The following is a 26,876-nucleotide window of genomic DNA, read 5'->3' as shown; positions in this document are numbered from 1 at the left end:
GGGTCACCGGGCACTCCCGGTGGCGCCCAGGTGAGGGGCGTGGCAGCTGAATCGAAGCCGACGGCAAGGTCGCGCGATGCCGGGTCGGCGAGGGGAGTAGACGCGAAAGGTCAATTACATGGTTCGAGGTGGGAGCCAGCGTTGGATCACCTCGGGTGAAATATCTGCGTCCACGTGCCAAAGCTGACGGTTTCCATCCCAAGACGCCCTTTTGCCGGCGGCGCGGATGACACGTTTAGCCTCGTCCTTCTCGTTGAAGGGGACGGCAAGGTAAAGGCGCCCGTCGAGGACCGTGCCGGGGCTGACCGCGTCAACGGGCGAGGCCGGGGGTGTCTGCTTCCAGACGCGTGCGGGGCGTTCTCGCCGGGCGCGGTCCACGATGTGGCGCACACGGAGACAGGAGGACGGGTCGGTGATCCGCATCATCAGGTCAGTAGGGCCGACGTTGGCCAGGAGGTTGAGCGAACCGTGCCACAGCACAGTGTCGTCGACCATCAGCACCTTCTCGTGCATACGTTCCCGGACGGAGATCTGACACCCGGCCGACTTGAGTTCCCCTACAAGATCGTGTTTGCGCGGGTCGTCGGTCTGATCGCGGGTATGGATGGTGACCTGCACTCCATCGCTTATGCGAGGAGCGAGGTGCCGCAGCCACTTGCGGACAGGGTTCGGATCGAGGAAGGCACAATAGATCTCAATGGAGCGCCGGGCTCGGGCGAGGTCCCATTCGATGGCCCGGGGTACCTCATCGGCGGGGAAGAAGGCCGGTCGGGACAACTCGTCTTCACCAAGACCGGCGAGGTCGGCCGCAGAGCGGAATGGGACGAGATCGTCGACCGAGAGCATCCGGGCGTGACGCTCCAGATGGGCGAGCATCCGGGCGGCTTCACTGTTCGGGTGAAGTTTGCGGTGGAGGAATTCGGTGTCGGCGACGACAACCAGGTGATCTTGAGCCCGGCTGAGGGCCACGTTGAGCAACCGGCAGGTGGACGACGAAAGGCCGATGCCCTCGTAGAAGTAGCCGAGCGTGTCGCCGGCTCCGGCCACGGTATCGATCACCACAAGGGGGCGTTGACTGCCCTGGAACCGGTGGACGGTGTCCACCAGCCCTTCGTAGCCTTCGCCGAAACGATAGGTCAAGCTGTCCCGAAGTGACTTGACCTGGTCTCTGTAGGGAGTGATCACTGCCAGTTGGTCGGTGGGCCGAACCAGGCCGGTCGCCTTCCGAGAGGGAAGGACCTCGTCGTACTGCAGGCCGCGTATGAGTTCGTGGATAACGGCTTCATGGACCGCGTTGGTCTTGTGCCCGCCGTACCGTCCTTTGGGATTGGGCAGACGTCGCGGAGCGGTGTCGATGAGGATGAGCGGGCCGTCGGTCAGTGGTGATTCGGGTAGCCTGCTGCGGTCGGGACGGCCGGTGAGAAGCGGGGCTTCCGGATAGGCGATGCTGTTGACCACATCACAGATCGCCGGCCGCATGCGGTACTGCGTGTCGAGGCAGACCATTCGATGATCTTGGCGGGCCGAACCCGCCGGATCCACCAGTCCGGCCGTGGAGAAGGCGTCACGGTTCATCCAGAGCGTCGCATGTGCAACGTCTTGTGAGGAGGCCTGGCGGTCACCAGTGGCTTTGGTCACGGCCGGCAACTGACGGAAATCGCCGGCGACGACGACGCGCTGGTCGGCGAGCCCTGCCACGCACCAGGCCGAGGGGGTGTTCACCATGCCCGCCTCGTCGATGACCACCACATCGATGGAGTCGAGCAGCTTGCGAGACTGCACCGCCTTGGCAACCGTGGTACCCATGACCCGGCAGTTGCCGCGGACCACATCGGTGATCTTCCGTTGCTCCTGCTCCAGCGCGGCGAGTCGCTGCTGCAAGCCTTCTGCGGCACTCCGAAGAGCGTTCGGCGAAGGTGCCGCCCCAAGTTGACCGCGCAGGACGGCCAGTTTCGGCTCCAGTGCGGCGATCTGCGCGCCGCACTGGCGCTGAGATGTCAGGGCGGCTCCCATCTGCTCGTCGAGTGCGGCGACGGCGTTCCGGGCCTCCCAGTGAGCACGCTTGAGGTCGTCGAGTTTCGCCTGCTTTCTCTTGGCGAAAAGCCCGGAAGGCGTACCGATGTCGAGGATCTGCTGCTCGATCTCCCCGATGGTCGCCCGGCGGGCCTGGGCTTGCTGGCCCATGACGGTCGTGTGCCGTTCCGCGTCGTCCCGCCGAGTGCTGAGGTCTAGCAATTCCGCTGCCGCGCGGTCAGCGTCGGCATGAATGGCTAGGGTCTGACGTACGGTGTCCAGTTGCTGGCGTGTTTCGTCGATTCGGGTGGTCACCGCGGTGGCGAGTCGTGCGCAGACCAGTTCGGCATTGATCTGTTCGCCGAATTTTGCGGCCAGAGAGGGAAGTTCGACGTCTCCGGCACGCTGAACGAGGCCCGCGTCGAATCCCTCCTCGTTCGACAGCAGCTCACAAATCCGCTCCAGGGCCTGGTCCACGGCCACTTTGGTGGGTGCGACGAAGAGCACCCGCAATCCCTGCCGGTGGCAGCCCTCGGTGATATAGGCGACGACGTCGGTCTTGCCGGTTCCTGGTGGCCCCCAGATGAAGGTGAGTTCGCTGCCGAGAGCCTGCTCGATCGCCTGCCGCTGCCGGGAGTTGAGCCGGCGTTCCCGATATCCCCGAATGAAGCGCTCCGGGGTGGGGCAGCGTTCGACCCGCGGCCGCCCCTGGCCGACCAGCCAGCCCGCCGTCGCGAGGTTGACCAAGCCGTCGCTCCCGCCGGCCGACTCCAGCCGCTCGGCGATCGCCTCCAGGCCGGCTGAATCGTCCTTGCGTAGTTGGGTGTTGCCCGGTTGCCTTCCCAGGTCGGCGGTGGTGCGAACCCGTACCCTACCGTCGGGCATCCGCGTGGCCTCGGCGCTCACCCACGGATCACGGCGAGAGTTCGACAGCCGGATGAGCAGCTTTTCGCCGGCGAACGCGGCCTTCCAGCCCTTACAGGAGAACAAGTACTCTCGCATCTCTCCGTTGCCGCCGGTTAGCCGCCCAGCGGTCAGAGAGACCTTCTCACCGTCGCCGTCACTGCGGAACTCGGCGGCTATCTCCAGGCGTACGGCCCGCAATAGCTCCTCGACGGGATAGGGCTTATGCCGCAGGGCTGTCATAACGCTCCGTGGGGAGAAGGGGGTCAGAGAGTCGACGCAGATCGAAACTACCCGTGTCGGGCACTTCCTATAGCGTTCCGCTGGTACCCCCGGCCCTCACGCCCTTGCTGGCGACCGCGCTCGCACACCACGCCTCGCGATTACGGACAGCATTATTTAGACCTTTCATAGCGTTTCGGCCACGGGGCTCCAATCTCTTCGGTTCATGTAGCGATCATGGATGCAGATTGCGTCAGCTTTACAACGAACGATCTATGTAACGTTCCATTTGCCATTGGCAGATGATTTAGTGTGTTGGGCCCTGGCCAGGATGAGAGACATCGCCAAATTTGTGCGGAAAGAGAGCTGTGTGGACGTCTTCGAGGTGCACAACCGGCTTGTCGCCGACTACGACGAGTTCACTACCTCCCTGGTAAGTGTCCGCGACGAGCGGATCGCCGCCCACCTCGACGACGAGAAACAAGCGCGGGCCCGCTGGCCGTACCCGTGGGTGTCGCTCAACCCGAGCTTCGCCGGTGGTGGCACCATCCCGGAACTGGTCGCCCAAGGCGTGCTCCACCCTGGTTGCGAGCAGTTCTTCAGGTTCAAGGACAGTAAGGATGATCCGGGATCGCGGGTCATCACGCTTCACCGGCACCAGCAGGAGGCCGTCGAAGCAGCCAGGGACGGGCGCAGCTATGTGCTGACCACCGGAACCGGCTCGGGAAAGAGCCTGGCCTACATGGTGCCCATCGTCGACTCCATTCTCCGGAACCCGGATCCTGGCCGGGTCAAGGCGATCGTCGTTTACCCGATGAACGCGCTCGCCAACAGCCAGATGGAAGAGTTGACCCGTTACCTGCTTTGGGGGCTGCCCAAGAGCGCTCAGCGAGTCTCCTTCGCCCGCTACACCGGACAGGAGAGCGAGGAGGAACGCGACCGTATCCTCGCCCGCAAACCCGACATCCTGCTTACCAACTACGTGATGCTCGAATACCTGCTTACCAGGACGGCTGAGCGCAAAAGCCTGATCGGAGCGGCCCAGGGACTGCGATTCCTCGTCCTGGACGAGCTGCACACCTATCGTGGTCGTCAGGGAGCAGACGTCGCGCTGCTCGTACGGCGCCTGCGCGACGCCTGCTCGGCCCCGAATCTGCAGTGTGTCGGAACGTCGGCGACCATGGCCACGACCGAGACCTTCGCCCAGGCGCAGGAGGTCGTAGCCGACGTCGCGACCAGGCTTTTCGGCACCAGGGTGATCCCCAGTCGCATCATCGGGGAGACCCTGGTCCGGGCGACCCTCGATCAGCGGCCGTCCGGCGTCGAGCTGGTGGCCGCCATGGGAGCAGAGGCAGGCCGAGGCTACGCCGAGCTGGCGGCAGATCCGCTGTCGAGCTGGATCGAGTCAGAGTTCGGCCTGGCCAGGGAGGCGGGGAGCGATCGGCTCATCCGGCGCAGACCCACGAAGGTAACCGTCGCGTCGGAGGCTCTGGCCGAGGCGACCGGCCGCCCCGTGCACGACTGCGTCGACGCCATCGAGCGCGCCCTTCAGGAGGGCGCCCGCGCGAAACACCCCGAAACCCAAAGGCCACTGTTCGCTTTCCGGCTCCATCAGTTCCTGTCCAAGGGTGACACCGCCTACGTCAACCTCGACCCCGAGGACAAGCGGTACATCACCAGCCAGTACCAGGTCAGTGTCCCTGGCCACCGCGAGAAGATCCTTCTGCCGTTGGCCTTCTGCCGCGACTGCGGTCAGGAGTATCTGGTCGTCTCCAGAAGGAAGGACGGAAGCTACGGCGCGCGGCAGGAGGCCGATGTCGCCGGCGGTGATGCCGCCAACGGATACCTCTATGTCAGTTCTGATCGTCCCTGGCCGTCCGACCCGGTGGCAGGGGGCAGGCTTCCGGATTCGTGGCTGGAGCCGGCCCTCGACGGCAACACTCAGGTCAAAGCCTCGCTACACGACAAACTTCCTCGGGAAGTCTGGCTCGGCCCTGGCGGGAACGAAGGCTCCGCGGGAGAAGGGCTGCGGGCCTGGTACTTCCAGGAGCCCTTCAGGTTCTGCCTGCACTGCCGGGTTTCCTATGAGCAGGTCAGGGGCCGGGACTTCGCCAAGCTGGCGACTTTCGCCTCAGAGGGCCGCAGTTCCGCGATGTCGGTCATCAGCGCCAGCATCGTCCGCAGTCTGCGCCGCCAGGAAGAACTCAGTGAGGAGGCCCGCAAGCTGCTGACCTTCGTCGACAACCGGCAGGATGCCAGCCTCCAGGCCGGTCACCTCAACGATTTCGTTCAGGTCACCCAGGTGCGCGGCGCGCTCTACCGGGCTGCCGAGGCGGCAGGGGAGGACGGCCTGCGGCATGACGACGTCGCGCAGAGAGTCGCCAACGCGCTGAATCTGCCGATGGCCACCTTCGCACGGAACCCGGACGTGAAGTTCGGCCAGCGTGAGCACGTGCTCAAGGCGTTGCGCGGGGCGCTTTCCTACCTGATCTACGTAGACCTGGCCCGGGGCTGGCGCGTCACGATGCCCAACCTGGAGCAGACGCGCCTGCTGCGGTTCGACTACGTGGCGTTGGACGAGATCGCGGCGGACACCGAGCACTGGGCGGGCACACACCCGGCGCTGCGCGACGATGATCCGCGTCATCGCGCCGAACTGGCCCGTCTCGTGCTGGACGAGATGCGCCGCGCCCTCGCCGTCGATGTCGATGTGCTCCTCGAAGAGGGGTACGAGCGGATCTGGAACCAGTCGGAGCAGCAGCTCAAGGGCGTCTGGGCGTTGGGCGATCCGGACGGCCGGGTCCGAGCCACGACGGTGTTCGGCCAGCCTGGCAGACCAGGGGAGACCCGAGAACGGGTCAACTTCACCGGTCGCTCCGCCCTTGGCCGTTACCTGCGCCGCACCGGCACATTCCCCCGTTACCCTGGCAAGCTCTCGGTCGACGAAGCACAGGCGATCATTAACGACCTGTTGGGCGCACTGGCGAAGTACGGCCTGCTGATCGAGGTGGGCCGGGCCCGTGACGGGGCCAGAGGCTATCGGATCAAGTCCTCGGAGTTGATCTGGCGGGTCGGCGATGGCAAGACCGTCGCGCCGGACCTCCGCAAGACTCCTGGTTCGGAGGACGGCACCCGGATCAGTGAGTTCTTCAGGGATCTGTACGCCAACGTGGCTGCGGAACTGGTCGGGATCCACGCGGCGGAGCACACCGCGCAGGTGCAGTCGGAGATCAGGCAGGAACGCGAGCAGCATTTCCGTGAAGGTGGGCTACCCCTGTTGTACTGCTCGCCCACGATGGAGCTGGGCGTCGACATCGCCACCCTCACCTCCGTCGGCATGCGCAACGTACCGCCCACCCCGGCCAACTACGCTCAGCGTTCCGGCCGTGCGGGGCGGAGCGGCCAGCCCGCCCTGATCACCACGTACTGTTCCACCGGCAGCCCGCACGACCAGTACTACTTCCGGCGTTCGGAGCAGATGGTCGCCGGCAGGGTCCAGCCACCCCGGCTGGATCTCACCAACGAGGATCTCGTCCGCTCGCACGTGCACGCCATCTGGCTGGCCGAGACCGGCGCCTCCCTGTACTCCCGGATGACCGAGGTGATCGACGTCTCCCGCGAGCCCGAGCTGCCGATTCATGATCTCCTCAGGACGCAGCTTGAGGACCAGCACGCGGTACGGCGGGCCGTCCCCAGGGTGAAGGAGATGCTCGCGGACATCCGGGACGGCCTGGCGGCGAGCAGTTGGTGGAGCGACGGCTGGATCGAGGACACCCTCAAGAACGCGGCGGCGCGGTTCAACATCGACTGTGACCGCTGGCGCGACCTGTTCCGCGCGGCCGTCGTGGAGCAGCGCGAGCAGAACCATCGGGTCATGGATCATGCGTCCACCCCGGATGACAAGCGTAAGGCGCAACGGCGGCGGCAGCAGGCCGAAAACCAGCTCCGGCTGCTGAAGAATGAGGAGACCGACCGGCAGTTCAGCGATTTCTACACCTACCGCTACTTCGCCTCGGAAGGGTTCCTGCCCGGATACTCCTTCCCCCGTCTCCCGCTCGCCGCGTACATCCCCGGTGAGCGGCAGACCGCGAACTACATTCAGCGCCCCAGGTTCATCGCGATCGGAGAATTCGGCCCAGGCGCGCTGATTTATCACGAGGGCCGCCGCTACGAGGTCGCCAAGATCCAGGTGCCGCCTGGTGAAGCCGGTGAGGTGGCGACCGCCGAGGCCCGCATCTGTGACGACTGCGGTTACTGGCACGACCGGCAGGCCGGTACGGACGTGTGCGACGAGTGCGGAGCCGAGCTGCGGGGCATGCTGGCAGGGCTGATGCACCTGCAGACGGTGGAGACGATCCGGCGTCAGCGGATCTCCTCCGACGAGGAGGAGCGGCGCAAGGCCGGGTTCGACGTGCTGACGACCTACCGGTTCAGCACCCATGGCACCCGTTCCGGCCGCCTCGACGCGGCGATCCGCAGGGACGGTGAGCCGCTGGCCGAGCTGGCGTACGGCGACGCCGCGACCGTCCGCAAGATCAATCAAGGCCGGCGAGGGCGGAAGAACCCCAAGGACATCGGATTCTGGCTCGATCCCGTGCGAGGCAGATGGGCCAAGGATCCGGACGCCTCGAACCAGTCGCCCGAGGACGCCGGGCTCATCTCGCTGGAGAAGGCTCAGCGGGTCGTGAAAGTCGTCCCCTTCGTGCAGGACAACAAGAACATCGTGGTCTTCCGATGCGCGGAGCCTGTCTCGCAGAGCACGGCGACCACGCTGCGGTACGCACTCGAACGCGGCATCGAGGCGGAATTCCAGTTGGAGGACGCCGAGCTGACCAGCGAGCCGCTGCCAGATCCGCGGGAACGCGGGCGAATGCTGTTCATCGAGAGCGCGGAGGGCGGCGCGGGCGTCCTGCGCAGGTTGCACGACGAGCGTGATGCCCTGCGCCGGGTCGCCGTCAAGGCGCTGGAGATCATCCACTTCGAGCCGGAGACGGGGAAGGACCTCGACCACGCGCCCGAAGCCAGGGAACGGTGTGAGCGCGGCTGCTACGACTGCCTGCTCTCCTACACCAACCAGTTCTGGCACGAGGAGATCGACCGGCACAGCGTGGTGTCGATCCTGCGTGACCTGGCCGCGTCCGACACCGAACCCTCGGGCGGCCACCGCACCGCCGAGGAGCACGTCGGCGCGTTACGGGAGTCGTCCGACAGCGAGTTGGAGCGGACCTTCGTCGACTTCCTGCGAGAGCGCGACTACCGCCTGCCCACCGGAGCCCAGGAACTGATCGCGAATGCCCGCGCACGACCTGACTTCGTCTATCGCACCAAAGCAGGAAACATCGCGATCTTTGTTGATGGACCACATCACGATGCCGCCAACGTGATCGAACGTGACATGCAAGCCGAAGATCGACTGATGGATCTCGCCTGGCTGGTGATCCGCTTTAGATACGACGAGGAGTGGGACGAGATCGTGCGCAGTTATCCCGGTGTCTTCGGAACCGGTCGGAGGGCCCGTTGAGCTACTCCGCGGGATCTCTCGTCGCGGCCCGTGGCCGCGAGTGGGTCGTCCAGCCCGGCAGCGCCGCCGACTTCCTCGTCGTCCGCCCGCTCAACGGCGACACCGACTTCGAAGCCTGCCTGTTCGCCGACGAGGTCAGCGAAGCCACCTTCCCGCCACCCACCCCCGGCGAGGTCGGTGACAGCGTCGCCGCGACCATGCTCCGTACGGCACTGCGCATCGGCTTCACCTCCGGGGCCGGTCCGTTCCGCTCGCTGGCGTCCATCGCCGTGGATCCCCGCCAGTATCAGCTGGTCCCGCTCCTGCTGGCCATGCGAATGGAAACCGTACGCCTCCTCATTGGTGACGACGTCGGGATCGGCAAGACCATCGAGTCCGGCCTGATCGCGAAGGAGCTCCTGGAGCGCGGCGAGGCGACCGGTCTCACCGTGCTGTGCTCGCCCGCGCTGGCCGAGCAGTGGGCGGCGGAGTTACGCGACAAGTTCGCCATCAAGGCGACATTGGTGCTCCCCTCCACCGCCACCCGGCTGGAACGCGACCTTCGGCTGGACGAGTCCATCTTCGACCGGCACCCGGTCACCGTCGTCTCCACCGACTTCATCAAGTCCGACCGCCGCTACCAGCAGTTCGTACGGACCTGCCCCGACCTGGTGATCGTGGACGAGGCCCATACCTGCGTGTCGGCCGGATCGTCGAGCAAGCAGAGCCAGCTCCGCTACCGGCTCCTGCAGGAGCTCGCGAACGATCCGCGACGGCACATGCTCCTGGTCACCGCCACACCGCACAGCGGCAAGGAGGACGCCTTCCGTGACCTCATCGGACTGCTGGACCCCGCCCTGGCCAACGTGGACCTGGACAGCGTCAAGGACCGCGAACGACTCGCCGGGCACTTCGTGCAGCGCCGCCGCCGCGACATCCGCCGCTACCTGGACGAGGAGACCCCCTTCCCGAAAGACCGCCAGGTCCGAGACGTCTCCTACGCCCTCTCCGGTGAGTACGGCAAGCTCGCGCGACAGGTCCTCGCCTATGCCCGCGAGACCGTGCGCAAGCCCGGCACCGGCCTGCGGCAGCGCGTCTCCTGGTGGTCGGCGCTGGCGCTGCTGCGCTCGGTGGCCTCCTCACCCCGGGCCGCCGCCGCCACCCTGGAGACCCGCTCGGCCACCGTCCCGGCGGAGACCGAGCGGGAAGCCGACGAGCTGGGCCGTTCCAGCGTGCTCGACTTCGGCGAGGACGAGACGCTGGAAGGCATCGACGCGGCGGCCGGCGGCCGTACCGGAGACGAGGACGACACCCGGCGGCTGAAGCGCCTGGCCGGTGCCTTCAAGGGAATCGAGGGCCCGAAGGACGACGCGAAGCTCGCCGCGCTGATCGCCGAGGTCAAGACGCTGCTGGCGGACGGCTACGACCCCATCGTGTTCTGCCGGTTCATCCCGACCGCCGAATACGTGGCCGAGCACCTGGCCAAGGCCCTCGGCAGGAAGACCAACGTCCGTCACGTCACCGGTCGGCTGCATCCGGAGGCCCGCCAGGAGGCCATCCGCGACCTGACCGGTGAGCCCGGACGGCACGTGCTCGTCGCGACCGACTGTCTCTCCGAAGGCGTCAACCTGCAGGAGAGCTTCCAGGCCGTCGTTCACTACGACCTGGCCTGGAACCCGACCCGCCACGAGCAGCGCGAGGGCCGGGTGGACCGGTTCGGCCAGCGCAGCCCGCTGGTGCGGGCCGTCACCCTCTACGGCTTGGACAACGGCATCGACGGCGTCGTTCTCGACGTGCTCATCCGCAAGCACCGCATGATCGCCCGCCAGACCGGCGTCGCCGTGCCCGTGCCGACCGGCGGAGACGACATCGTCAAGGCCCTCGTCGAGGGCCTGCTCATGCGTGACGACGACGAGCAGGAACAGCTCGACCTCGACTTCGGCGTCACCAGGACCCGCGACCAGGTGCACCGTGCCTGGGAGAGCGCCGCCGACCGCGAGTCGAAGGCCCTCACCAAGTACGCCCACTCCGGGATCAAGCTGGAGGACGTCGAACGCGAGGTCGCCGAGATCCGCGCCGCCCTCGGCAGCCCCGCCGACGTGTCGCGCTTCACCCACGACTCGCTCTCGGGCTTCGGCGCCATCATCGACGCCCGGCCGGACTCCTTCCACGCCGACACGCGCCAGCTCCCGGTCTCTGTACGGCATGCCCTCGGTCTCGGGTTCAACGGCAAGACCGAGACCCTGAGATTCCATCCCGACATCCCCGCCCCACCGGGGAGCCATGCCCTGGTCCGCACCGATCCCATGATCCGGGACCTCGCTCGGACCGTGCTGGACAGCGCGCTCGACGCGGACGGCCCCGCCCGGCGTTGTGGTGTCATCCGCACCGACGCGGTGTCGCTGCGTACCGTCCTGCTGCTGGTCCGCTACCGCTTCCACGTGACGCTGCCCGGCCGTACCGGAACCCGCACGCTCATCGCTGAAGACGCGCAGGTGATCGGCTACCGGTCCACCCCCGACGGCCGGGAGTGGCTCGGTGAGGACGAGGTCATCGGGGTGCTGACCGCCAAGCCGGTGAACACCCTCTTTGAGCTGGTAAGGCGTACGGCTGAACGGGTCATCGCCGAGCTGGTCACCGAGACGAATGGGAAGCGGCGTGAGCTGTCCGCCGATTTCGCCGCCGAGCTGGACACCCGCGGCGACGCGCTCGCCGTACGGCTGGCCGAAGCTCACCAGCGGGTGCGCGGTGCGATCGGTGCCGGAACGAGAGGACTGAAGGTGACCGCGAACCGTCCCGCCGACGTGCTCGGCGTCTACGTCTACCTGCCCGCCGGGGGCGCTCGATGAGAAGCGCCTACCTGGCCGTCGACGTCGCCGGCGGCCTGCTTCCGCAGGACGTGCTCGCCCGGATCGCCGCCGCGGACCGGGAACTGCCCGGCATGCGGCCCGAAGACTACAACCTGGCGGCCGCCGAGCGTCTCGGCGACGCCGCCAGCCGACGCTGGGAGTATCTGCTCGGCGCCTACCGGGCCTACCGTGATCGGCTGGCGACACTTCCGGCGGGGGAGTCGGACACCTCGCTCACCCGGGACCGCTGGCTGCTCGTCCTCCTGCAGGAGTTCGGCTTCGGCAGCCGGGTTCCGTTCAACCGCGGTGGCCTCACGGCGGGGGAGAAGGACTTCCCCATCTCCCACCTGTGGCACTGCGTGCCCATGCACCTGCTCGGCTGGGCGACGCCGCTGGACAAGAACGTGCCCGGCGTGTCCAAGCGTGCCCCGCAGTCGATGCTCCAGGAGTTCCTCAACCTCTCCGACGATCATTTATGGGGGGTGCTCTCCAACGGCCGCCGGTTACGCATCCTGCGCGACTCCACCGCGCTCGTCGGCTCCGCCTACATCGAGTTCGACCTCGAAGCCATCTTCGACGGCGAGCTGTACTCCGAGTTCGTCCTCCTCTACACGCTGCTGCACGCGTCCCGTTTCGAGCTGATCGCAGGCGACGCGACCCCCACCTGCGCCGACTGCTGGTTGGAGAAGTGGCGCGCGTTCGCGGCCGAGACCGGCCTGCGCGCCCGCGAACAGCTCCGCGACGGAGTGAAGGATGCCCTGGAAGCGCTCGGCACCGGCTTCCTCGTCGCCAACCCCAAGCTTCGCGAGCAACTCGCCGCCGGCAAGCTCACCGGCCCCGACTTTCACCATGAGCTGCTCCGCCTCGTCTACCAGCTCATCTTCGTCTTCGTCGCCGAAGACCGGGGCGCCCTGTTCGCGCCCGACGCGCCGCAGGCCGCCAGGGACCGCTACGACGCCTGGTTCTCCAGCCGCCGCCTCCGCCGCCTGGCCGCCCGCCGGGCCGGCGACCGCCACACCGACCTGTGGAGGACCACCGCCAAGGTCGTCGCCGCCCTCGGCGCCGACGACGGTCTCCCCGCGCTCGGCCTCCCCGGCCTCGGCGGCCTGTTCTTCCGTACGGCAGGCGAGGGCCGTGGTCTCACCGGCGAGCCGCAGCCGGACCAGCTCCTCTGGTGCGACCTGCCCAACGAGGCGCTGCTGACCGCGATCAGGAGGATGTCCACCGTCCGCGCCAAGGACGGCCGCCCCCGCGACGTCGACTTTCAGCATCTCGGGGCCGAAGAGCTGGGCAGCGTCTACGAGTCGCTGCTGGAGCTGGTTCCCTATGCGGCGACCAACGGCATGGGGACGAGGTTCGAGCTGAAGGAGAAGATCTCCGGCAACGAGCGCAAGACCACCGGCTCGTACTACACGCCGAGCTTGCTGATCGAGTCGCTGCTCGACACCGCTCTCGACCCGGTGATCGACGAGCACGCGGCATCCGGCGTCGCCGACGACCTGTTGAAGATCACCGTTTGCGATCCGGCCTGCGGCTCCGGCCACTTCCTGGTCGCCGCCGCCCGCCGCATCGCCAAGCGACACGCGGCCATGGTCACGGGGGAACCCGAACCGGTGCCGTCGGCGATACGCGAGTCGATGCGCCTGATCGTCAACAGGTGTATCTACGGCGTCGACATCAATCCGCTCGCCGCCGAACTCGCCAGAGTCTCCCTGTGGATCGAGTCCCTGGAGCCCGGCAAGCCGCTCGCCTTCCTCGACGCCCACATCAAGGTCGGCAACGCCCTCCTCGGCACCACTCCGGCGCTCCTCGCCAAGGGCGTCCCCGACGCCGCGTTCAAGGCCATCGAGGGCGACGACAAGAAGGTCGCCAACTCCCTCAAGAAGCAGAACGCCAAGGAGTTGGCTGGCCAGGAGACTCTTTTCGACGACAGCGGCAAGCGAACTGGGAACAAGGACCTGGCCGAGCAGGTTCTCGCCGTGGCCGCGATCCCGGTCACTCGCGTCGCCGACGTACGGGAGCAGGAACGCCGCTTCCGCGCCTTCGACACCTCCGACGCTCTCAACCGGAAACGCCGTGCGGCTGATGCCTGGTGCGCCGCCTTCGTTTGGCGCAAGCACGCCGACGCCCCGACTGCGATTACCACCGCCACCGTCCGACGCCTGCAGAACGGCGGCAATCTGACCGAAGCACAAAAGAAGGAACTGGACAAGCTCGCCGAGTGGTACCGGTTCTTTCACTGGCATCTAGAATTTCCCGATATCTTCCGCACCAACGGCTCCAGCCCCGACTTCACTCCTTCCGCTGGCTGGACCGGTGGATTTTCTTGCGTTCTTGGCAACCCACCCTGGGAGAAGGTGAAGCTGTCAGAGAAGGAGTTTTTCGCCGTCCATAATGAGGCGATCGCGACCGCTGGCAACAAGGCTGCCCGAGACAGGCTTATCAAGGCATTGGCGAAATCGGAAGACGGCCGTGTGCTGCATCAGGAGTTTGTCAATGCTAAGCGCCGAGCGGAAGGTGAGAGCCACTTTCTGCGCGCGTCAGCCCGGTATCCGTTGACTGCGCGGGGGGACGTTAACACCTATGCGATTTTCGCTGAGAACAATCGGGATGTGCTGCATCCTCTGGGGCGGATGGGCGTCATTGTTCCCACGGGTGTCGCCACCGACGCCACCACTCAGTATTATTTCAAAGACCTACTGGTTAAGCGATCATTGGTTTCGCTCTATGATTTCGAAAACGCGAAGGGGATTTTCGCCCAAGTGCACCGCAGCTATAAGTTTAGTTTGCTTACACTTGCGGGACAAAAGAGTCAAGTCGGCCAGGCCGATTTCGCATTTTTCCTCCACGATGCAGCCCAACTGGGCGATGAGGGCAAGCGGTTCAAACTGACCCCTGACGAGATCACGCTGCTGAACCCAAACACCGGTACATGCCCGGTTTTCCGCACGCGCCGCGATGCTGAGATAACTCTTGGCATCTACCGCCGTATTCCAATCCTCCTCAAGGAGGGCAACAAGAATGGAAACCCGTGGGGCATAAAATTCGTGACGATGTTTCATATGTCGAACGACTCAGGAAGATTCCGCCCCAGCGAGGCTGACGACGAAACCCTGGAGGGCATGCTCGCGGACGGCTGGAAGCTCGATGATAACGTCCTCGTCAAGGGTGACGAACACCTGCTCCCGCTGTACGAGGCCAAGATGCTCCACCACTACGACCACCGCTGGGCAACCTACGAACCCAACGGCTCCATTAATGCTCTCACCCTCGCCCAGAAGCAAATTCCCGATGCCGTCGCGCTGCCACGCTACTGGGTAGAAAAGTCGGTCGTTGAGGAGACGCTCAGCAACAAGGGCTGGGACCACGATTGGCTCATGGGATGGCGCGACATTGCACGGGCAACGGATGAACGCACGACGATTCTTTCGGTATTCCCAAAGGCAGGTGTCGGTAATCAGCTCCCATTGATGTTGATTTCTGGCCAACCCGTGAGACAGCTTGCTGCCATTCAGGCATGTCTATCATCGCTCATCTTGGACTTCGCGGCCCGATCTAAAGTAGGCGGAACTCATCTAAACTTCTTCATCTATCAGCAACTCCCGGTGCTCGCCCCATTAATTGTTAGCCGCAATGTACTTTGGGAGTCCGAAAGTACGGTCGCTGACTGGGTTCGAGAACGAGTGGTAGAGCTTTCCTATACCACGTACGACATGGAACCGTTTGCGCGGGATCTGAAAGACGAAGGGGCGCCGTTCATCTGGGAGGTTGAGCGACGAGCATTGATCCGGGCGGAACTCGACTCGGCGTTCTTTCACCTGTACGGGATCGCCCGGGATGACGTAGCCTACGTTATGGATACTTTTCCTATTATTAAACGCAAGGATGAAGCCACGTATGGCGAATACCGCACAAAGCGGTTGATTTTGGGGCTTTACGACGCCATGCAGGACGCTATCGACGGGCGCAAGCCGTACCAAACCCCCCTGGACCCACCGCCCGGCTATGGTCCCCGCCATCCCGAACGCACGGCATGACAATTGCTGCGTTGTCGATACACGTCAGCCGAACTCGCCGGCCTTGACGCCGTCGATGAAGGCCGACCACTCGCCGGGAGTGAACATCAAGGCAGCGCCGTCGGGGTTCTTCGAGTCACGCACCGCGACAATGTCGGCTATGTTTTGAGCTACCTCCACGCAGTTGTTGCCATCAGGTGTGCTGTGGGTGCTCTTTCGCCATTCGGCGCGGGACAGGTCCATCGGTGCCTCACAACCGGTCGATCAGATTGGACAGATACGCGATCGACGCGTCGACGCTGAGCGCCGAAGCACACACGTGCTTGAACAACAGCCTATAGCGGGCGAGTTGATCGGTCTCCTCCAAATACAGGCTGTCGGTCGCGGTCTCCAGGTAGACCACGCTCCGGTCGGTGACGTCCGGAAAGTCCAAGATCAGGAACGGGCCCGCCATGCCCGCGTGCGGGCCTGCTGTCAGAGGCAGAATCTGGATCTTGATGTGATCCGTTGGACTGGTGTCGATGAGCCTGCGAAGCTGCTGCTCGTGGACGCCAGGGGCTTTCATCTGGCGTAGCAGTGCGGCCTCGTCGATGACCGCCCAGAGTTGCGGTGGATCATCGCGGTCGAGGATCTTCTGACGCTCCATCCGGGCTGCTACACGACGCTCTATCTCATGTGCCTGTCTACGCGTGGCGGTCGCTTGAATGATCTCCGTGGCGTAGTCGGCGGTTTGCAGCAAGCCAGGGATGAGCCCGAGTTCGTAGGTGCTGATAGCGGAGGCCTCAGCTTCGAGTCCGACGTACGTGCCGGTGAAGACATCCTCGTACTTGGTCCACCAACCGCGTTGCCGGGCCTCTCTGGCCAAGGAGACCAATCCATCGATCAGGGCGCCTTCCTGCACGCTGTACGTGGCGCACAGAGCGCGGACGTGATGGACGTCGGGGCGTTTGGTGAGGCCGTTCTCCAGGCGGGAGATCTTCGCGGTGGACCATTCCAGCTGAGTGGCGGTCTCATGGATTGTCATGCCCGCAGCCTCGCGCAGGCGGCGCAGTTCGTGGCCAAGCCTGCGTAGGCGAATGGTGGGGCTGTGGTCACTCTGGGGCATTAGAGACATCTCTTCCGCGTCTCGTAAGAACATGGCGGACAAATGACGCACGTTTCAATGTGTATGTTGCAAGTTCGATGCTACGGGTTGAAGATAACAAAGAGTTTATGACTTCACACCGCCTGTGATGGAGCGGTCTGAAGGACCCGCATCATCCGAGGTTTCACGCTGCCGGAAACGTTGTGGTGAAGACGTGGCCGCTGGAGACCGCTACTCGCGCATTGGCCATGCGTTCCGCCATGTGAGCGCCAGCCTTGCTGGAGGAAGTATGAACACATCCCGAGAGGTGTGCTGGGATTTGCCCAGTCATCCGCAGGCGGTCGGTAAGGCGCGGCAGATCGTCGGTGAGGTGCTCGACGCGTGGAGTATGTCGGCCCTGGCCGATGAGGTGATCATGGTCGTTTCCGAGCTGGTCACCAACGCGGTCGTCCACGCGCGAGCGCCGATCGTGCTCACGTTGTACCGGTGCGGCGGGATCGTTCGCGGGGAGGTGGCCGACGACAGCCCGATGTGGCCGATTCTGCTCCCGGCCGATCCGGACGGGGAGCACGGCCGAGGGCTGGCGATCGTCGACGCCTACGCCGACCGATGGGGTGTCGAACCGGCGGCCGGCGGCAAGACCGTCTGGTTCGTCTGCGCGGGCGGCGGACGGCGATCCCGGTGAGCGGCCCGCTGTTCGGCCAGGCTCCGCCGGACGCCGCGCGAACCTGCTTGCGCTGCGGGATGCCCATCGTCACGCTGGGCACCGCCGTATCGATGATCTGGGCCGACGTGATGGACGCCGCCGCCCCGGCCGAGGTCATCGAGGAGATCACCGGATCGGTCGCCGATGTCTGGGTCGACGCGTTGTGCAACCCGTCCTGCCCGCCGGGTGGCCACGTCGCCCACGGGTGTTCCGGTGCCGCCACTCATTACCGTCCGGGAGCAGGCCGTACCGGGTCGGCTCGGCTGGATGCGTCGGCTACGAGACCGGGTCACAGGACCTCGAAGCCGGTGGGGTCGGGACGCATCTCCAGACGCTTCTGGTGGGGGATGAGCTGTCCGGTGATCCGCAGCCTGCGCTTCTGGGTCTCCGCGTGGAACGCGCGCTGGTAGTCGGCGAGACTCAGGACCACCCAGACGGAGCGGCGGAAGATGTTCGAGCCGGTTTGAAGCTCCCCTTTGATTTTGACCCGAGGTTCCTCGCCCTGCCCGGGGCGTAACAGGTCGACCTCGCCGACGATGGTGGCGCGTCCGGACTTGGCGAGCTTCTCCAGGTCGCTGCTGGCGGTCGCGAGTGCGCTGACCATGGGGCCGGTGAAGGCGAGTGAAGCGGTGCCGAGAGTGGTGGGCTCCGCTCGGGCCCAGGCGAAGCTGACGTCGAACGGGCGGTTCCTGTCGACACCGCCGAGATTGCCGAGGGCCGTGCACAGGTTCGCCGAGACACCCTCTTCGACGTAGTCGTCGAAGACCCCGAAGTTGCCTTGATTCTCGATCACGTTGCGGGAGGCGGTGTGGGCCGCGGTGAGTGCCTTGTGCAGGGTGCCCAAGACCTCCCGGCCCGCCAGCTCGTCATTCCAGGAGACGGCTTTCGACTCCGACGGCGGTGGATGGACGGGAACGCGCGCGTCGAAGACGTAGCTCCCCGGTCGCGTCGTGCCGAGCCGTACACGCGAGAGGAAGCTGTCGACGTAGCGGGAGCGCTTGCCGACGAAGAGCAGGCGAGGGCCGCTCTCGACCGTCTGGGCCGCGACCTTCAGCACATCATGGATTCCCTGCACCGCCTTCAACGCGGCCGGCAGGGGGATCGTGCCGGAGGAGGTCTCAGGCTGGAGCCGGAAGGAGGGCACATCCGTCTCCGGCTCGGTGATGTCGAGCAGGACGTAGCGTTCGGACCGGCCTTCGATCCGGGCCAGGTTGCGAACCACTGCTCGGAGCAACTCGTCGTCGTCCGCGTACTCGCGCCGAGCGGGAACGAGCACCCGGCCGGTGTCACGCTCCCACACCATCGCCCCGCGCCAGGTCCCTTCGTGATGCCAGCCTCTGCTGGCGAGATAACCGACGAGGTCATCAGGGTCGACACCGGCGCGCGGCTCGTTCATGGCGCCTCCACCGCCCGGAGTGGATCGAAGAGATCCAGTAGCGATTTCACGGTGAGCAGACCGGATTCCGGCACGCGCACCTGGACGCGCTTCTTGCAGTCGGGGCCGTCGATCCGCTGTCGGTCGGCCAGCGAAACCCAGTATGCGGCGTGACTGAGCTGAAGTGCGTCCTTATCCGCTTGGGCGAATTGCTCTACATTCGGCGGAACGATGACGACGAAGAGGTAACGCGGCATCCGGCGCTCCCCGGCAAGCGCGTTGAAGCGTTTCTCCGAAAGGCCACCGTACTGCCAGTAGCCGTCCTTAATCTTGGGAGTTGACCAGGTCTTGACCTGGACCTCCATGCGAGGGAAGTCGCCGTCAACCTCGCGAGGCAGGCAGAGATAGAAGTCGACGCCGGTGCAGTCGGGCATCAGCGGGGTCGCCTGCAGGCCGGCGGCTGCGGCCAGAACCTGAACGAAGCACTCGCCATACCAGCCCTGGTGATTGTTCTTGTCCAGGCACCACTCGCAGTTCAGGGCAGGCCTCCGCATCCAGGTGGCCGCCCCGACTCGGCCGCTTCAAGATCTGGATTTCACGATACCGGTCTTTGGCATTCACGGTAAGGCCTTTGTGATGACCTGCGAATGGCCGGGACGGGAATGGCGTCCCTCCTGGTAGCGGGGATCATTGGCATGCAAAGTACCCCGTGAAGGCATATATCGGGGTATTTGGGTTGGTCACGGTCGGGTTAGGGCGAGTCATGGTCGGCGCCATGGCCGTGGTGTATCCCGGAGCAGGTCGCTCAGGTTTCTGCGTCTGGGAGGGCCGGCAGCGGTGAAGGACCTGTCGACCTCGGTGGTGAAGAAGTCTTCGCCCGCGTCCCCATGAGTGACCTCTACTCGAACGGCGCGGACCTTCTGCCAGAACCTGTACATGTCACGACTGTCCATCAAGTGGCGGAGTGCTCCGCGCAACTCTTCGACCAGCGGTCGAGTGTCTTCTCGTCGGCGTCGTACAACAGGATCACGGGTACGGCGAGCACTGCCGTCACCAATGCGATGCCGAGTAAGGGAGCAAGAAAGATGATGGCTGCCCTCAGTCGATATCCCATGATCGAAACGTATCCGCGGAGGAGCCTGTCGTCCACACTCGCTTCACACGCTCGCCAGGAACTCCTGAAGTGGTACGGCCTTCCGGCGCAACTCGATCGCCTTCCTTTCCAAGGAGGCTATGACGTCGGCATCATGTGTGATCCATCCACCTGTTTGGAGACCTATATCGCCATAATCGTGGATCAGGGCCGTGTGCCGGTCGAAGAGGAGGAAATCGAAGTGCTCGTCGTCGGGGAGCCGCATGTTCGAATCGCAGTGCACGATCTCGATGTTCTCCCCCATCTTCGCGCGGATCCGGTAGGCGATCAGCTCGTAGTCGAGGTAAGAGGTCAGCGGCTCTTTGATCAGACGGATCCTGGCATAGTCGATCTCCCGGGCCTCGACGTCCTCGTAGAGCGGCCGCTCCGTCTCCGATTCGAGCGTCAGCAGCCTCTGGGCCTCGCGTAGGTCGCCCAGTTCATACGCCGCCTGTGACCTGTTGATCTCGCGTTCCCGGTAGCTCTGCCAGCACTCGAGCTTGAGGAACCGCGACCGCACGCGGGACCAGGCCGTCGAGAACCGCGCTCCGAAGTCGTCGAGACCGACCCGTTGGCCCGAACTGACTGCCCATTGCGGGGGACGCATCTACTGCTCCGGAATGTCGCTCTTCGCCGAGATCAGCGTTGCGCGCGAGATGCGCACGATTCGCTCTCCTGTAGCGCAATGTGCGTCAAGAAGCGGATAAACGCCGATTTGGTCGGTGATATCGGTTCCGATGACGGCGAAGCTGCCGTCATCCAGCGCGAGGATATCCGGTGAACCCGTTGCCGCCGTGGTGTCGCCACGCTCTTTCGGAGTCTTTCCCAGTCGCCGAATCGCCTTCATCATGGCCCTCGCTCGTGATTGAAAGCAGTGAATCTTCTGTATCACCGCTCATCGGGAGGTGCAAGGACAAAAGGGTTTCGGCACGAATTGTGGTCTGTCCCATTGCCGTCGCCGTCAAAAAGGGCGGGGCTATCTGACGCCGGCGGAGATCGGGTTGATGGCCGGCGGGCCGGCTCGCCGTACGGGCTCGCGGGAGGGTTCGGCGCCGGACTGGCGTTCGCGGATGGCGGCCAGTTGTTCGCGCAGCGACCAGCCCGCTCGCGGGTCGATCCGTTCGGCCAGTTCCCGGACCCTGGCCAGTGACGACGTCGCCGCCGCGTCCTCGCCCACTTCTTGCAGCGCCTGGCTCAGCATCAGCAGGGTGTCGGCCTCCAGCAGCGGGATCTTCATCTGGCGGAACAGCGAGACCGCCTCGATGAGATAGGCGGTCGCGTCACCCGGTTCCCCGATGGCGACGGTCAGTTCGCCCAGGCCGGCGAGCACGTGCGCCTCGGCCAGCCGGTGCCGTGAGCTCTGGGCCACGCTCAACGCCTCGCGGAGCAGTTTGGTCGACTCCTCCATCTTTCCCTGGCGCAGCCGCGCAACGCCGAGGCCGTGCAGCGCGAACGCCTCGCCGATGGTGTCCCCGATCCCTTTGACGACGGTCAGCGCCTCCTCGAAGGCTCCGGCCGACAGGGCGAACTCGCGGGCGTGCAGGTGCGCCTCGCCCATCCGGTGCAGCACCTGCGCGGTCACCCGCCGGTTGCCGCCGCCCTTGCTCCGCACCAGCGCCTCGGTGAGCAGCATCTTGGCGCCGTCGATGTCGTCGCAGTCCATCCGGATCTGGGCAAGGTTGTGCAGGGTGTGGGCGGCGGCGATCTGGTCGCCGATGGTGGAGAAGATGTCGAGGGCCTGGTCGAGGTGCTCCATCGCGGCCTCGAGCTGGCCGTTCATTCGCTCCAGGAACGCGATGTTGCGGATCGACAGGGCCATCTGGAGCTCGTGGCCCACCTCGGTGAACAGGGTCAGGGCCGCCTCGAAGTCGCGGCGGGCGTCGTCGAATCGCTGCTCGGTGAGCGACAGCGAGCCCATGGCGTACAGCATCTCGGCCTGGCCGTGCTTGTCGCCGCCGCTGCGGGCGGCTTCGAGGGCGATCTGGTGGGTCTCGCGCCAGTCGTCGAGGTAGACGCGGGACTCGAAGAACTCCTCCACGTTCATGGCGAGTTGCCAGCACAGCTCCACGAAACCGGCCTGGGCCGCCTGGCGGACGCCGATGAGCAGGATGTGGCGCTCGGCCTCGAACCAGACGAGTGGCTCGGCGACGAGACGTTCGACGAGTTCGTCCGGCAGGATGGAGCGGGTCGGCGGAACGTTGGAGATCGGCGTGCCGTACCCCCGGCTGCGGGCGGCCCTGGCCAGGCTGAGCAGCGCGCTCAGCACCCGGGAGAGGGCGGCGGTGCGGTCGGCGGGCGACTCCTCGGCGGCGAGGCGTTCGCGGGCGTAGACGCGGATGAGATCGTGGAAGCGATACTGGGTGCTGACGTGGCGGCCGTTGCCGATGACGTCGATGAGCTGGGCGTCGGCGAGGTCGTCGAGCAGGTCCTGGCTGTCGGCGAGCGGCTGGTCGAGCAGGGCGGCGCTGGTCCAGGCGGAGAAGACGTGCGAGTCGAGGATGGCCAGGCGGCGGAAGAGACGGCGGGCCTGCGGGCTGATGCCGTCGTAGGTGAGGGAGAGGCTGGCCCGGATGCCCATCTCGCCGTGCATGAGCTCGTCGAGCCTGCGGGCTTCGTCTCTGAGCCGGTCGACGAGCTGTTCGACGCTCCAGTGGGGACGGGCGGCGAGGCGGGCGCCGGCGATGCGCAGGGCCAGAGGGAGATGGCCGCACAGCTCGGCGAGGGCGGCGGCCGACTCGGGCTCGGCGCGCATCCGTTCCGTGCCGGCGATCTGGGCGAGCAGGTCCGTCGACTGGTCGAGGTCGAACAGGCCGACGTCGACCTGGGTCGCGCCGGCCAGTCCCGCGAGCCTGCTGCGGCTGGTGACGATGACGGCCGAGGTGGGATTGCCGGGCAGCAGGGGCAGGACCTGGCTCTCGGTGGCCGCGTCGTCGAGCACGATCAGCATTCTGCGGTCGGCCAGCAGCATGCGATATGTCTCCGCCCGCTCCTCCACCAGGTCGGGGAGCGTGCCCCCCGGCACGCCGAGCGCGCGCAGGAAGCGTTCGAGCACCTGCATCGGGCTCACCGGACGGGACACGCCTCCGTGCAGGTCGGCGTAGAGCTGCCCGTCCGGGTACTGCTCGGCGACGCTGTGCGCGACGTGGACCGCGATGGTGGTCTTGCCGATCCCGGCCCGGCCGGCGATCGCGACTATGGGTACGGCGTAGCGTGCGGCGCCGCCCGCGGCGACGGTCAGGCGTTGCCTGATGTCCTCGACCTGCCGCCCCCGGCCGATGAAGTCGGCGATGCCGGTGGGGAGCATGCCGGGCACGGCCGGCAGGGAGGACCGTTGTTCCGCCTTGGACTGCGCCTGTGGCGGCGGGGGAGGCGGGGGCTCCAGACTGTCGTCGGAGGTGAGGATGGCCGACTCCAGCTGCTGTAACCGCTCGTTGGGCTCGATGCCCAGCTCGTCGATCATCGTACGGCGGGCGTCCCGGTAGACCTGCAGCGACTCGGCCTGGCGGCCCGAGCGATAGAGCGCGGTCATGAGCTGGCCGAGCAGCCCTTCGCGGAGCGGGAACTCCTCGACGAGCCTGGTGAGTTCGCCGACGAGCTCGTGGTGGCGGCCGAGGTCGAGTTCGAGCTGGATGCAGTCTTCGTTCGCGGTGATCCGCTGTTCGACGAGCCTGGCCGCGTGCGACTGCACCAGCCGGCTGTCGATGCCTTCGAGCGCGGGGCCGCGCCACAGCGCGAGGGCGTCTCGGTAGTGCTTGATGGCCTGGTCGAAGTCGCGCTCGTCGCGGCTCGTCCGCGCCTTGGCCAGCAGATTCTGGAAGCGGAGCGCGTCGATCGCGTCGCTGTCGACGCGGAGGGCGTAGCCCTGGGGCCTGGTCACGATGACGTCGGTGTCGGAGTGGTCCCCGAATAACCGTCTCAGTGTGGAAACGCAGATCTGCACCTGTGCGCGGGAGGTGGCCGGCGGGTCGTCGTCGTAGATCGCCTCCATCAGGCGCGCGGTGGTGACCGGGCGGTCAGCGTTGAGCAGCAGGACGGCCAGGACGATCTGTTGCCGGGAACCTCCGAGATTCAGGCGGCGTCCTCCCACCACCACTTCGAGAGCCCCCAGAACTCGAAACTCCACGTGCATCTCCTTGATGAAACCACGACTCGTGCATTGACGGTTGTCGCTCCTATGGTTGCGAGAGGTGCAAGACGTGAATTTCGGAAGGCCCCGCCCCGTGGATCACTACTAGCTTAGGATAGTGTGGCGCACGCCAAGATCATGCGCCTGATGTCTGTTTTGTCTATGGATCGTACATCGTATGATGATGAGTGGCCAGACGGCACGTATTCTACGTCGTGCATCATTATAAGTGATCAAAGGCAAAGCGGCCGGAGACTTAGCGTGTCCGGCCGCTCGTGTGACGCATAGGCTATGAGCTGGTGATCTAGCCCCAGGGGTTACCGTCCGTGGTCGCGGTCGGAGTGACCACCACGACGGGGCCGGCGGCGTCAGCAGCGGAGGTTCCGGCGGTGAGGGCGACCATGCCCGTCACGCCGATGAGGCCGGCGACGATCGAGACGCTGAGCCGTGCGATGCTCCGGTTGCTGTTGGCGCCCATGTCCTACCTCCAGGTTGTTGCGGCGCCACCCTGCTGGGCCGGCCGCTCTGCTGAACGACACTTACGCTCACAGCCCCCGCCATCCGCCTGATATCGGCACGCTTCCGAGTCGTCATTGGCGCAGCTCAGGGGCGTTAAAGAGGCGATTGGCCCGCCCTTTCCAGAAATCGCGCTCCGCCGCGCGATAATCGGCGGGATAGAGGGCCATGGCCGGCCGATAACGCGCCGAAGGCGCGGCGATAGACCGATAGCCGAAACTGAACGCGAACCCGGGTGACCCGACGCGCGTGGCGGAGTCGCCCGGGTGACCACGCAACGGAATGATCCCTGGACAGGTGACGCGGAGATGGGTATTGCTGTGCAGGCGCTCGATGGTGTGTACGGGCGCCCGGCCGCCAGCGTGCATGTGCGCCTCGAGCATGCGGACAACGGTCAGTGGCTCACCGTGGCCAAGGCCGAGACCGACCGCGAGGGCCGGGTCAGGGAGTGGCGTGGCAACAGGTTCGACCGGGGGTTGTACCGCGTTGGCTTTGAGAGTGATCGCTACTTCGTCGGACTTGGGCTCAGCGCCGCCTATCCCGAAATAGTGGTTATGTTCCGTATTCAGGACGAGGTTGTCTCTTACCAAATCCAAGTCCTGCTTTCGACGTTCTCCTATTCAGCCTATTTTGGTTCGCTCAGTTGAGCGTCGGTGGATAAGCGATAAGGGATCCGAGCATGAAGATCAGCCGATACGTGCCATTCAACGGGGTTCTGCTCGACGGCCGCATGTGGCCGAACGCTGTGATCGCCGCCGCGCCGCGGTGGCTCTCGACGGACCTGCGGGACGGGAACCAGGCGCTGTCCGCGCCGATGACCCCCGAGCGCAAACTGGTGATGTACAGCCTGCTGGTCGATATGGGCTACAAGGAAATCGAGGTCGGATTTCCCGCCGCGAGTCAGGACGACTACGACTTCGTCCGAATGCTCATCGAGCAGGACCGCATTCCCGATGATGTGCACATATCGGTGCTGGTTCAGGCCAGGGACGAGCTGATCGAGCGCACGGTGGACAGCCTGCGCGGTGCGCGGCGCGCCACGATTCACCTCTACAACGCCACCTCGCCGCAGTTCAGGCAGATGGTGTTCGGGATGGACCGCGGCGAATGCAAGGACATGGCCGTTCACGGCACCCGGATGATACTGAAGCACGCAGAGCTGGCCCTGCCCGGCGTCGACCTCGGGTTCGAATACTCCCCTGAGCACTTCGCCGACACCGAGCAGGCCTTCTCGCTGGAGGTCTGCGAGGCCGTCATGGACGTCTGGCAGCCGGAGCGGGACCGCCCGATCATCCTGAACTTCCCCACCACGGTCGAGCGCGCCACCCCCAACGTCTTCGCCGACCAGATCGAGTGGCTGGACCGCAACCTGACACGGCGCGAACACGTGTGCCTGTCGGTGCACCCGCACAACGACAGGGGCACCGGGGTCGCCTCGGCCGAGCTGGCCGTGCTGGCGGGAGCCGAGCGCGTCGAGGGCTGCCTGTTCGGCAACGGGGAGCGGGCCGGCAACGTCTGCCTGGTCACGCTGGGCCTGAACCTGCTCACGCAGGGAATCGACCCGCGCATCGACTTCTCCGACCTCGACCACGTCCGCAGGACGGTCGAACACTGCAACGGCATCCCCGTCCACCCGCGTCATCCGTACGGCGGGGACCTCGTCTACACCGCGTTCTCCGGCTCGCACCAGGACGCGATCAAGAAGGGGTTCGACGCGATGGAGCGGGAGGCGGCGCACACCGGGATCGCGGCGTCGGAGCTGCGGTGGGCCGTGCCGTACCTTCCGCTCGATCCGCTCGACGTGGGGCGCACCTACGAGGCGCTGGTGCGGATCAACAGCCAGTCGGGCAAGGGCGGCCTCGCCTACCTGATGAGCGCGGCGTTCGGGCTGAACCTGCCGCGTGCCCTGCAGATCGAGTTCGCCCAGGTGGTGCAGGCGCTGGCGGACGCGGGAGGCGGGGAGATCGCCCCCGACGTGGTCAAGGTCGCCTTCGACAAGGAGTACGTCCGCGCGCCCGAGACGGCGTTCGACGTTCCCGGCGCGGCCACCACGCTGCACATCGACGGCGAGGGGTTCGACCTCGGCCCGAGCCGGACGGAGGCCGTCGCGGCCCTGCGTTCGGCGCTCGGGCGGAGAGGGATCCAGGTGCGCGGAGTCCACCACATCGACGAGATTCGCCGCGATCAGGAGCAGGTGGCCGTCTACGCCCAGTATGAAGCGTTCTGGGGAGTGGGGATCGAACGGGACCTGGTGAGCGCCGCGCTCGCGGCCGTGGGATCCGCCGTCACCAGGGCACGGCTCAGCCGGCAGGCCACCGTGCCGGACGAGCGGGCGGCCCCTGGCACCCGGGTCCCCGCGGTGCCCGAACAGGAGCGGCGTCACTCGCATCACCCCGGCACCAGGGCACGACAGGTGATAGCCGGACGATAACGG

At 65.8% G+C, this 26,876-nt stretch carries 16 protein-coding genes; 6 read left to right on the top strand and 10 right to left on the bottom strand.

The features are described from left to right. Nucleotides 1-114: 114 nt before the first annotated feature. Nucleotides 115-3,159 carry an AAA domain-containing protein gene (locus tag MBA17_RS22895; RefSeq protein WP_238498594.1) on the bottom strand — a complete coding sequence of 1,015 codons (3,045 nt, stop codon included), beginning with the start codon at nt 3,157-3,159 and terminating at the stop codon, nt 115-117. A 349-nt stretch (nt 3,160-3,508) separates the two neighbouring features. Here MBA17_RS22895 and MBA17_RS22890 point away from each other — a divergent pair, with 349 nt between their 5' ends. Genes MBA17_RS22890 through MBA17_RS22880 form a run of 3 tightly spaced genes read left to right on the top strand, consistent with a single transcriptional unit; the run spans nt 3,509 to nt 15,524 of the window. After that, nucleotides 3,509-8,659, top strand: coding sequence for a DEAD/DEAH box helicase (locus tag MBA17_RS22890; protein WP_238498593.1), 5,151 nt, complete (start codon nt 3,509-3,511; stop codon nt 8,657-8,659). Further along, entirely contained in the window at nt 8,656-11,487 is a 2,832-nt protein-coding gene (locus tag MBA17_RS22885) for a helicase-related protein (protein ID WP_238498592.1), read from the top strand. The genes MBA17_RS22890 and MBA17_RS22885 overlap by 4 nt, the downstream gene beginning before the upstream one ends. Then, the gene (locus tag MBA17_RS22880; RefSeq protein ID WP_238498591.1) at nt 11,484-15,524 is read left to right on the top strand and encodes an Eco57I restriction-modification methylase domain-containing protein; all 4,041 of its coding nucleotides are present in this window, start codon (nt 11,484-11,486) and stop codon (nt 15,522-15,524) included. The genes MBA17_RS22885 and MBA17_RS22880 overlap by 4 nt, the downstream gene beginning before the upstream one ends. A 24-nt stretch (nt 15,525-15,548) precedes the next feature. Here MBA17_RS22880 and MBA17_RS22875 read toward each other — a convergent pair whose 3' ends face one another. Both MBA17_RS22875 and MBA17_RS22870 read right to left on the bottom strand, forming a co-directional pair. Beyond that, on the bottom strand, nt 15,549-15,746 hold the full coding sequence (locus MBA17_RS22875) for a DUF397 domain-containing protein (RefSeq protein ID WP_238498590.1): 198 nt from the start codon (nt 15,744-15,746) through the stop codon (nt 15,549-15,551). A 7-nt stretch (nt 15,747-15,753) separates the two neighbouring features. Next, nucleotides 15,754-16,608: a helix-turn-helix domain-containing protein gene (locus tag MBA17_RS22870; RefSeq protein WP_274385799.1), complete on the bottom strand. Its 855-nt coding sequence runs from the start codon at nt 16,606-16,608 to the stop codon at nt 15,754-15,756. 268 nt (nt 16,609-16,876) lie between these two features. Between MBA17_RS22870 and MBA17_RS22865 the strand changes: the two genes are divergently transcribed. Next, entirely contained in the window at nt 16,877-17,272 is a 396-nt protein-coding gene (locus tag MBA17_RS22865; protein ID WP_238498588.1) for an ATP-binding protein, read from the top strand. 310 nt (nt 17,273-17,582) lie between these two features. Here MBA17_RS22865 and MBA17_RS22860 read toward each other — a convergent pair whose 3' ends face one another. From MBA17_RS22860 to MBA17_RS22830, 7 genes are all read right to left on the bottom strand, one after another. Then, nucleotides 17,583-18,689 carry a hypothetical protein gene (locus MBA17_RS22860; RefSeq protein ID WP_238498587.1) on the bottom strand — a complete coding sequence of 369 codons (1,107 nt, stop codon included), beginning with the start codon at nt 18,687-18,689 and terminating at the stop codon, nt 17,583-17,585. After that, a complete protein-coding gene (locus MBA17_RS22855; protein WP_238498586.1) occupies nt 18,686-19,222 on the bottom strand; it encodes a DUF4365 domain-containing protein in 537 nt (178 codons plus the stop codon). Before MBA17_RS22855 ends, MBA17_RS22860 begins: the two co-directional genes overlap by 4 nt. 398 nt (nt 19,223-19,620) lie before the next feature. After that, a complete protein-coding gene (locus MBA17_RS22850; protein ID WP_238498585.1) occupies nt 19,621-19,782 on the bottom strand; it encodes a hypothetical protein in 162 nt (53 codons plus the stop codon). A gap of 43 nt (nt 19,783-19,825) precedes the next feature. Beyond that, nucleotides 19,826-20,407, bottom strand: coding sequence for a DUF6879 family protein (locus tag MBA17_RS22845; protein ID WP_274385798.1), 582 nt, complete (start codon nt 20,405-20,407; stop codon nt 19,826-19,828). Next, complete coding sequence (locus tag MBA17_RS22840; protein WP_455432821.1) at nt 20,408-20,650, bottom strand: hypothetical protein; 243 nt, start codon at nt 20,648-20,650, stop codon at nt 20,408-20,410. 126 nt (nt 20,651-20,776) lie between these two features. Next, nucleotides 20,777-23,923, bottom strand: a complete 3,147-nt coding sequence (locus MBA17_RS22835; RefSeq protein WP_238498583.1) for an AfsR/SARP family transcriptional regulator — start codon at nt 23,921-23,923, stop codon at nt 20,777-20,779. Nucleotides 23,924-24,230: 307 nt separating this feature from the next. Beyond that, nucleotides 24,231-24,404: a hypothetical protein gene (locus tag MBA17_RS22830; RefSeq protein WP_238498582.1), complete on the bottom strand. Its 174-nt coding sequence runs from the start codon at nt 24,402-24,404 to the stop codon at nt 24,231-24,233. A gap of 304 nt (nt 24,405-24,708) precedes the next feature. On the opposite strand from MBA17_RS22830, the gene MBA17_RS22825 reads away from it, so the two are divergent. After that, complete coding sequence (locus MBA17_RS22825; protein ID WP_238498581.1) at nt 24,709-25,089, top strand: hydroxyisourate hydrolase; 381 nt, start codon at nt 24,709-24,711, stop codon at nt 25,087-25,089. A gap of 32 nt (nt 25,090-25,121) precedes the next feature. After that, nucleotides 25,122-26,873, top strand: a complete 1,752-nt coding sequence (locus MBA17_RS22820; protein ID WP_238498580.1) for a 2-isopropylmalate synthase — start codon at nt 25,122-25,124, stop codon at nt 26,871-26,873. Nucleotides 26,874-26,876: the final 3 nt, after the last annotated feature.

Origin of the sequence: Dolomitihabitans soli, from assembly GCF_022213955.1 — a bacterium.
Lineage (GTDB): Bacteria > Actinomycetota > Actinomycetes > Streptosporangiales > Streptosporangiaceae > Streptosporangium_A > Streptosporangium_A soli.
The sequence above is the reverse complement of the archived record's forward strand: the minus strand, read 5'-3'. Positions and strand labels throughout refer to the sequence as shown.

Bases quoted from the DNA above. Each gene is read 5' to 3' on its own strand.
- MBA17_RS22895 (WP_238498594.1), bottom strand. From the start codon at position 3,159: ATGACAGCCCTGCGGCATAAGCCCTATCCCGTCGAGGAGCTATTGCGG.
- MBA17_RS22880 (WP_238498591.1), top strand. From the start codon at position 11,484: ATGAGAAGCGCCTACCTGGCCGTCGACGTCGCCGGCGGCCTGCTTCCG.
- MBA17_RS22875 (WP_238498590.1), bottom strand. From the start codon at position 15,746: ATGGACCTGTCCCGCGCCGAATGGCGAAAGAGCACCCACAGCACACCT.
- MBA17_RS22870 (WP_274385799.1), bottom strand. From the start codon at position 16,608: ATGCCCCAGAGTGACCACAGCCCCACCATTCGCCTACGCAGGCTTGGC.
- MBA17_RS22865 (WP_238498588.1), top strand. From the start codon at position 16,877: ATGAACACATCCCGAGAGGTGTGCTGGGATTTGCCCAGTCATCCGCAG.
- MBA17_RS22860 (WP_238498587.1), bottom strand. From the start codon at position 18,689: ATGAACGAGCCGCGCGCCGGTGTCGACCCTGATGACCTCGTCGGTTAT.
- MBA17_RS22855 (WP_238498586.1), bottom strand. From the start codon at position 19,222: ATGCGGAGGCCTGCCCTGAACTGCGAGTGGTGCCTGGACAAGAACAAT.
- MBA17_RS22850 (WP_238498585.1), bottom strand. From the start codon at position 19,782: ATGGGATATCGACTGAGGGCAGCCATCATCTTTCTTGCTCCCTTACTC.
- MBA17_RS22845 (WP_274385798.1), bottom strand. From the start codon at position 20,407: ATGCGTCCCCCGCAATGGGCAGTCAGTTCGGGCCAACGGGTCGGTCTC.
- MBA17_RS22840 (WP_455432821.1), bottom strand. From the start codon at position 20,650: ATGATGAAGGCGATTCGGCGACTGGGAAAGACTCCGAAAGAGCGTGGC.
- MBA17_RS22830 (WP_238498582.1), bottom strand. From the start codon at position 24,404: ATGGGCGCCAACAGCAACCGGAGCATCGCACGGCTCAGCGTCTCGATC.
- MBA17_RS22820 (WP_238498580.1), top strand. From the start codon at position 25,122: ATGAAGATCAGCCGATACGTGCCATTCAACGGGGTTCTGCTCGACGGC.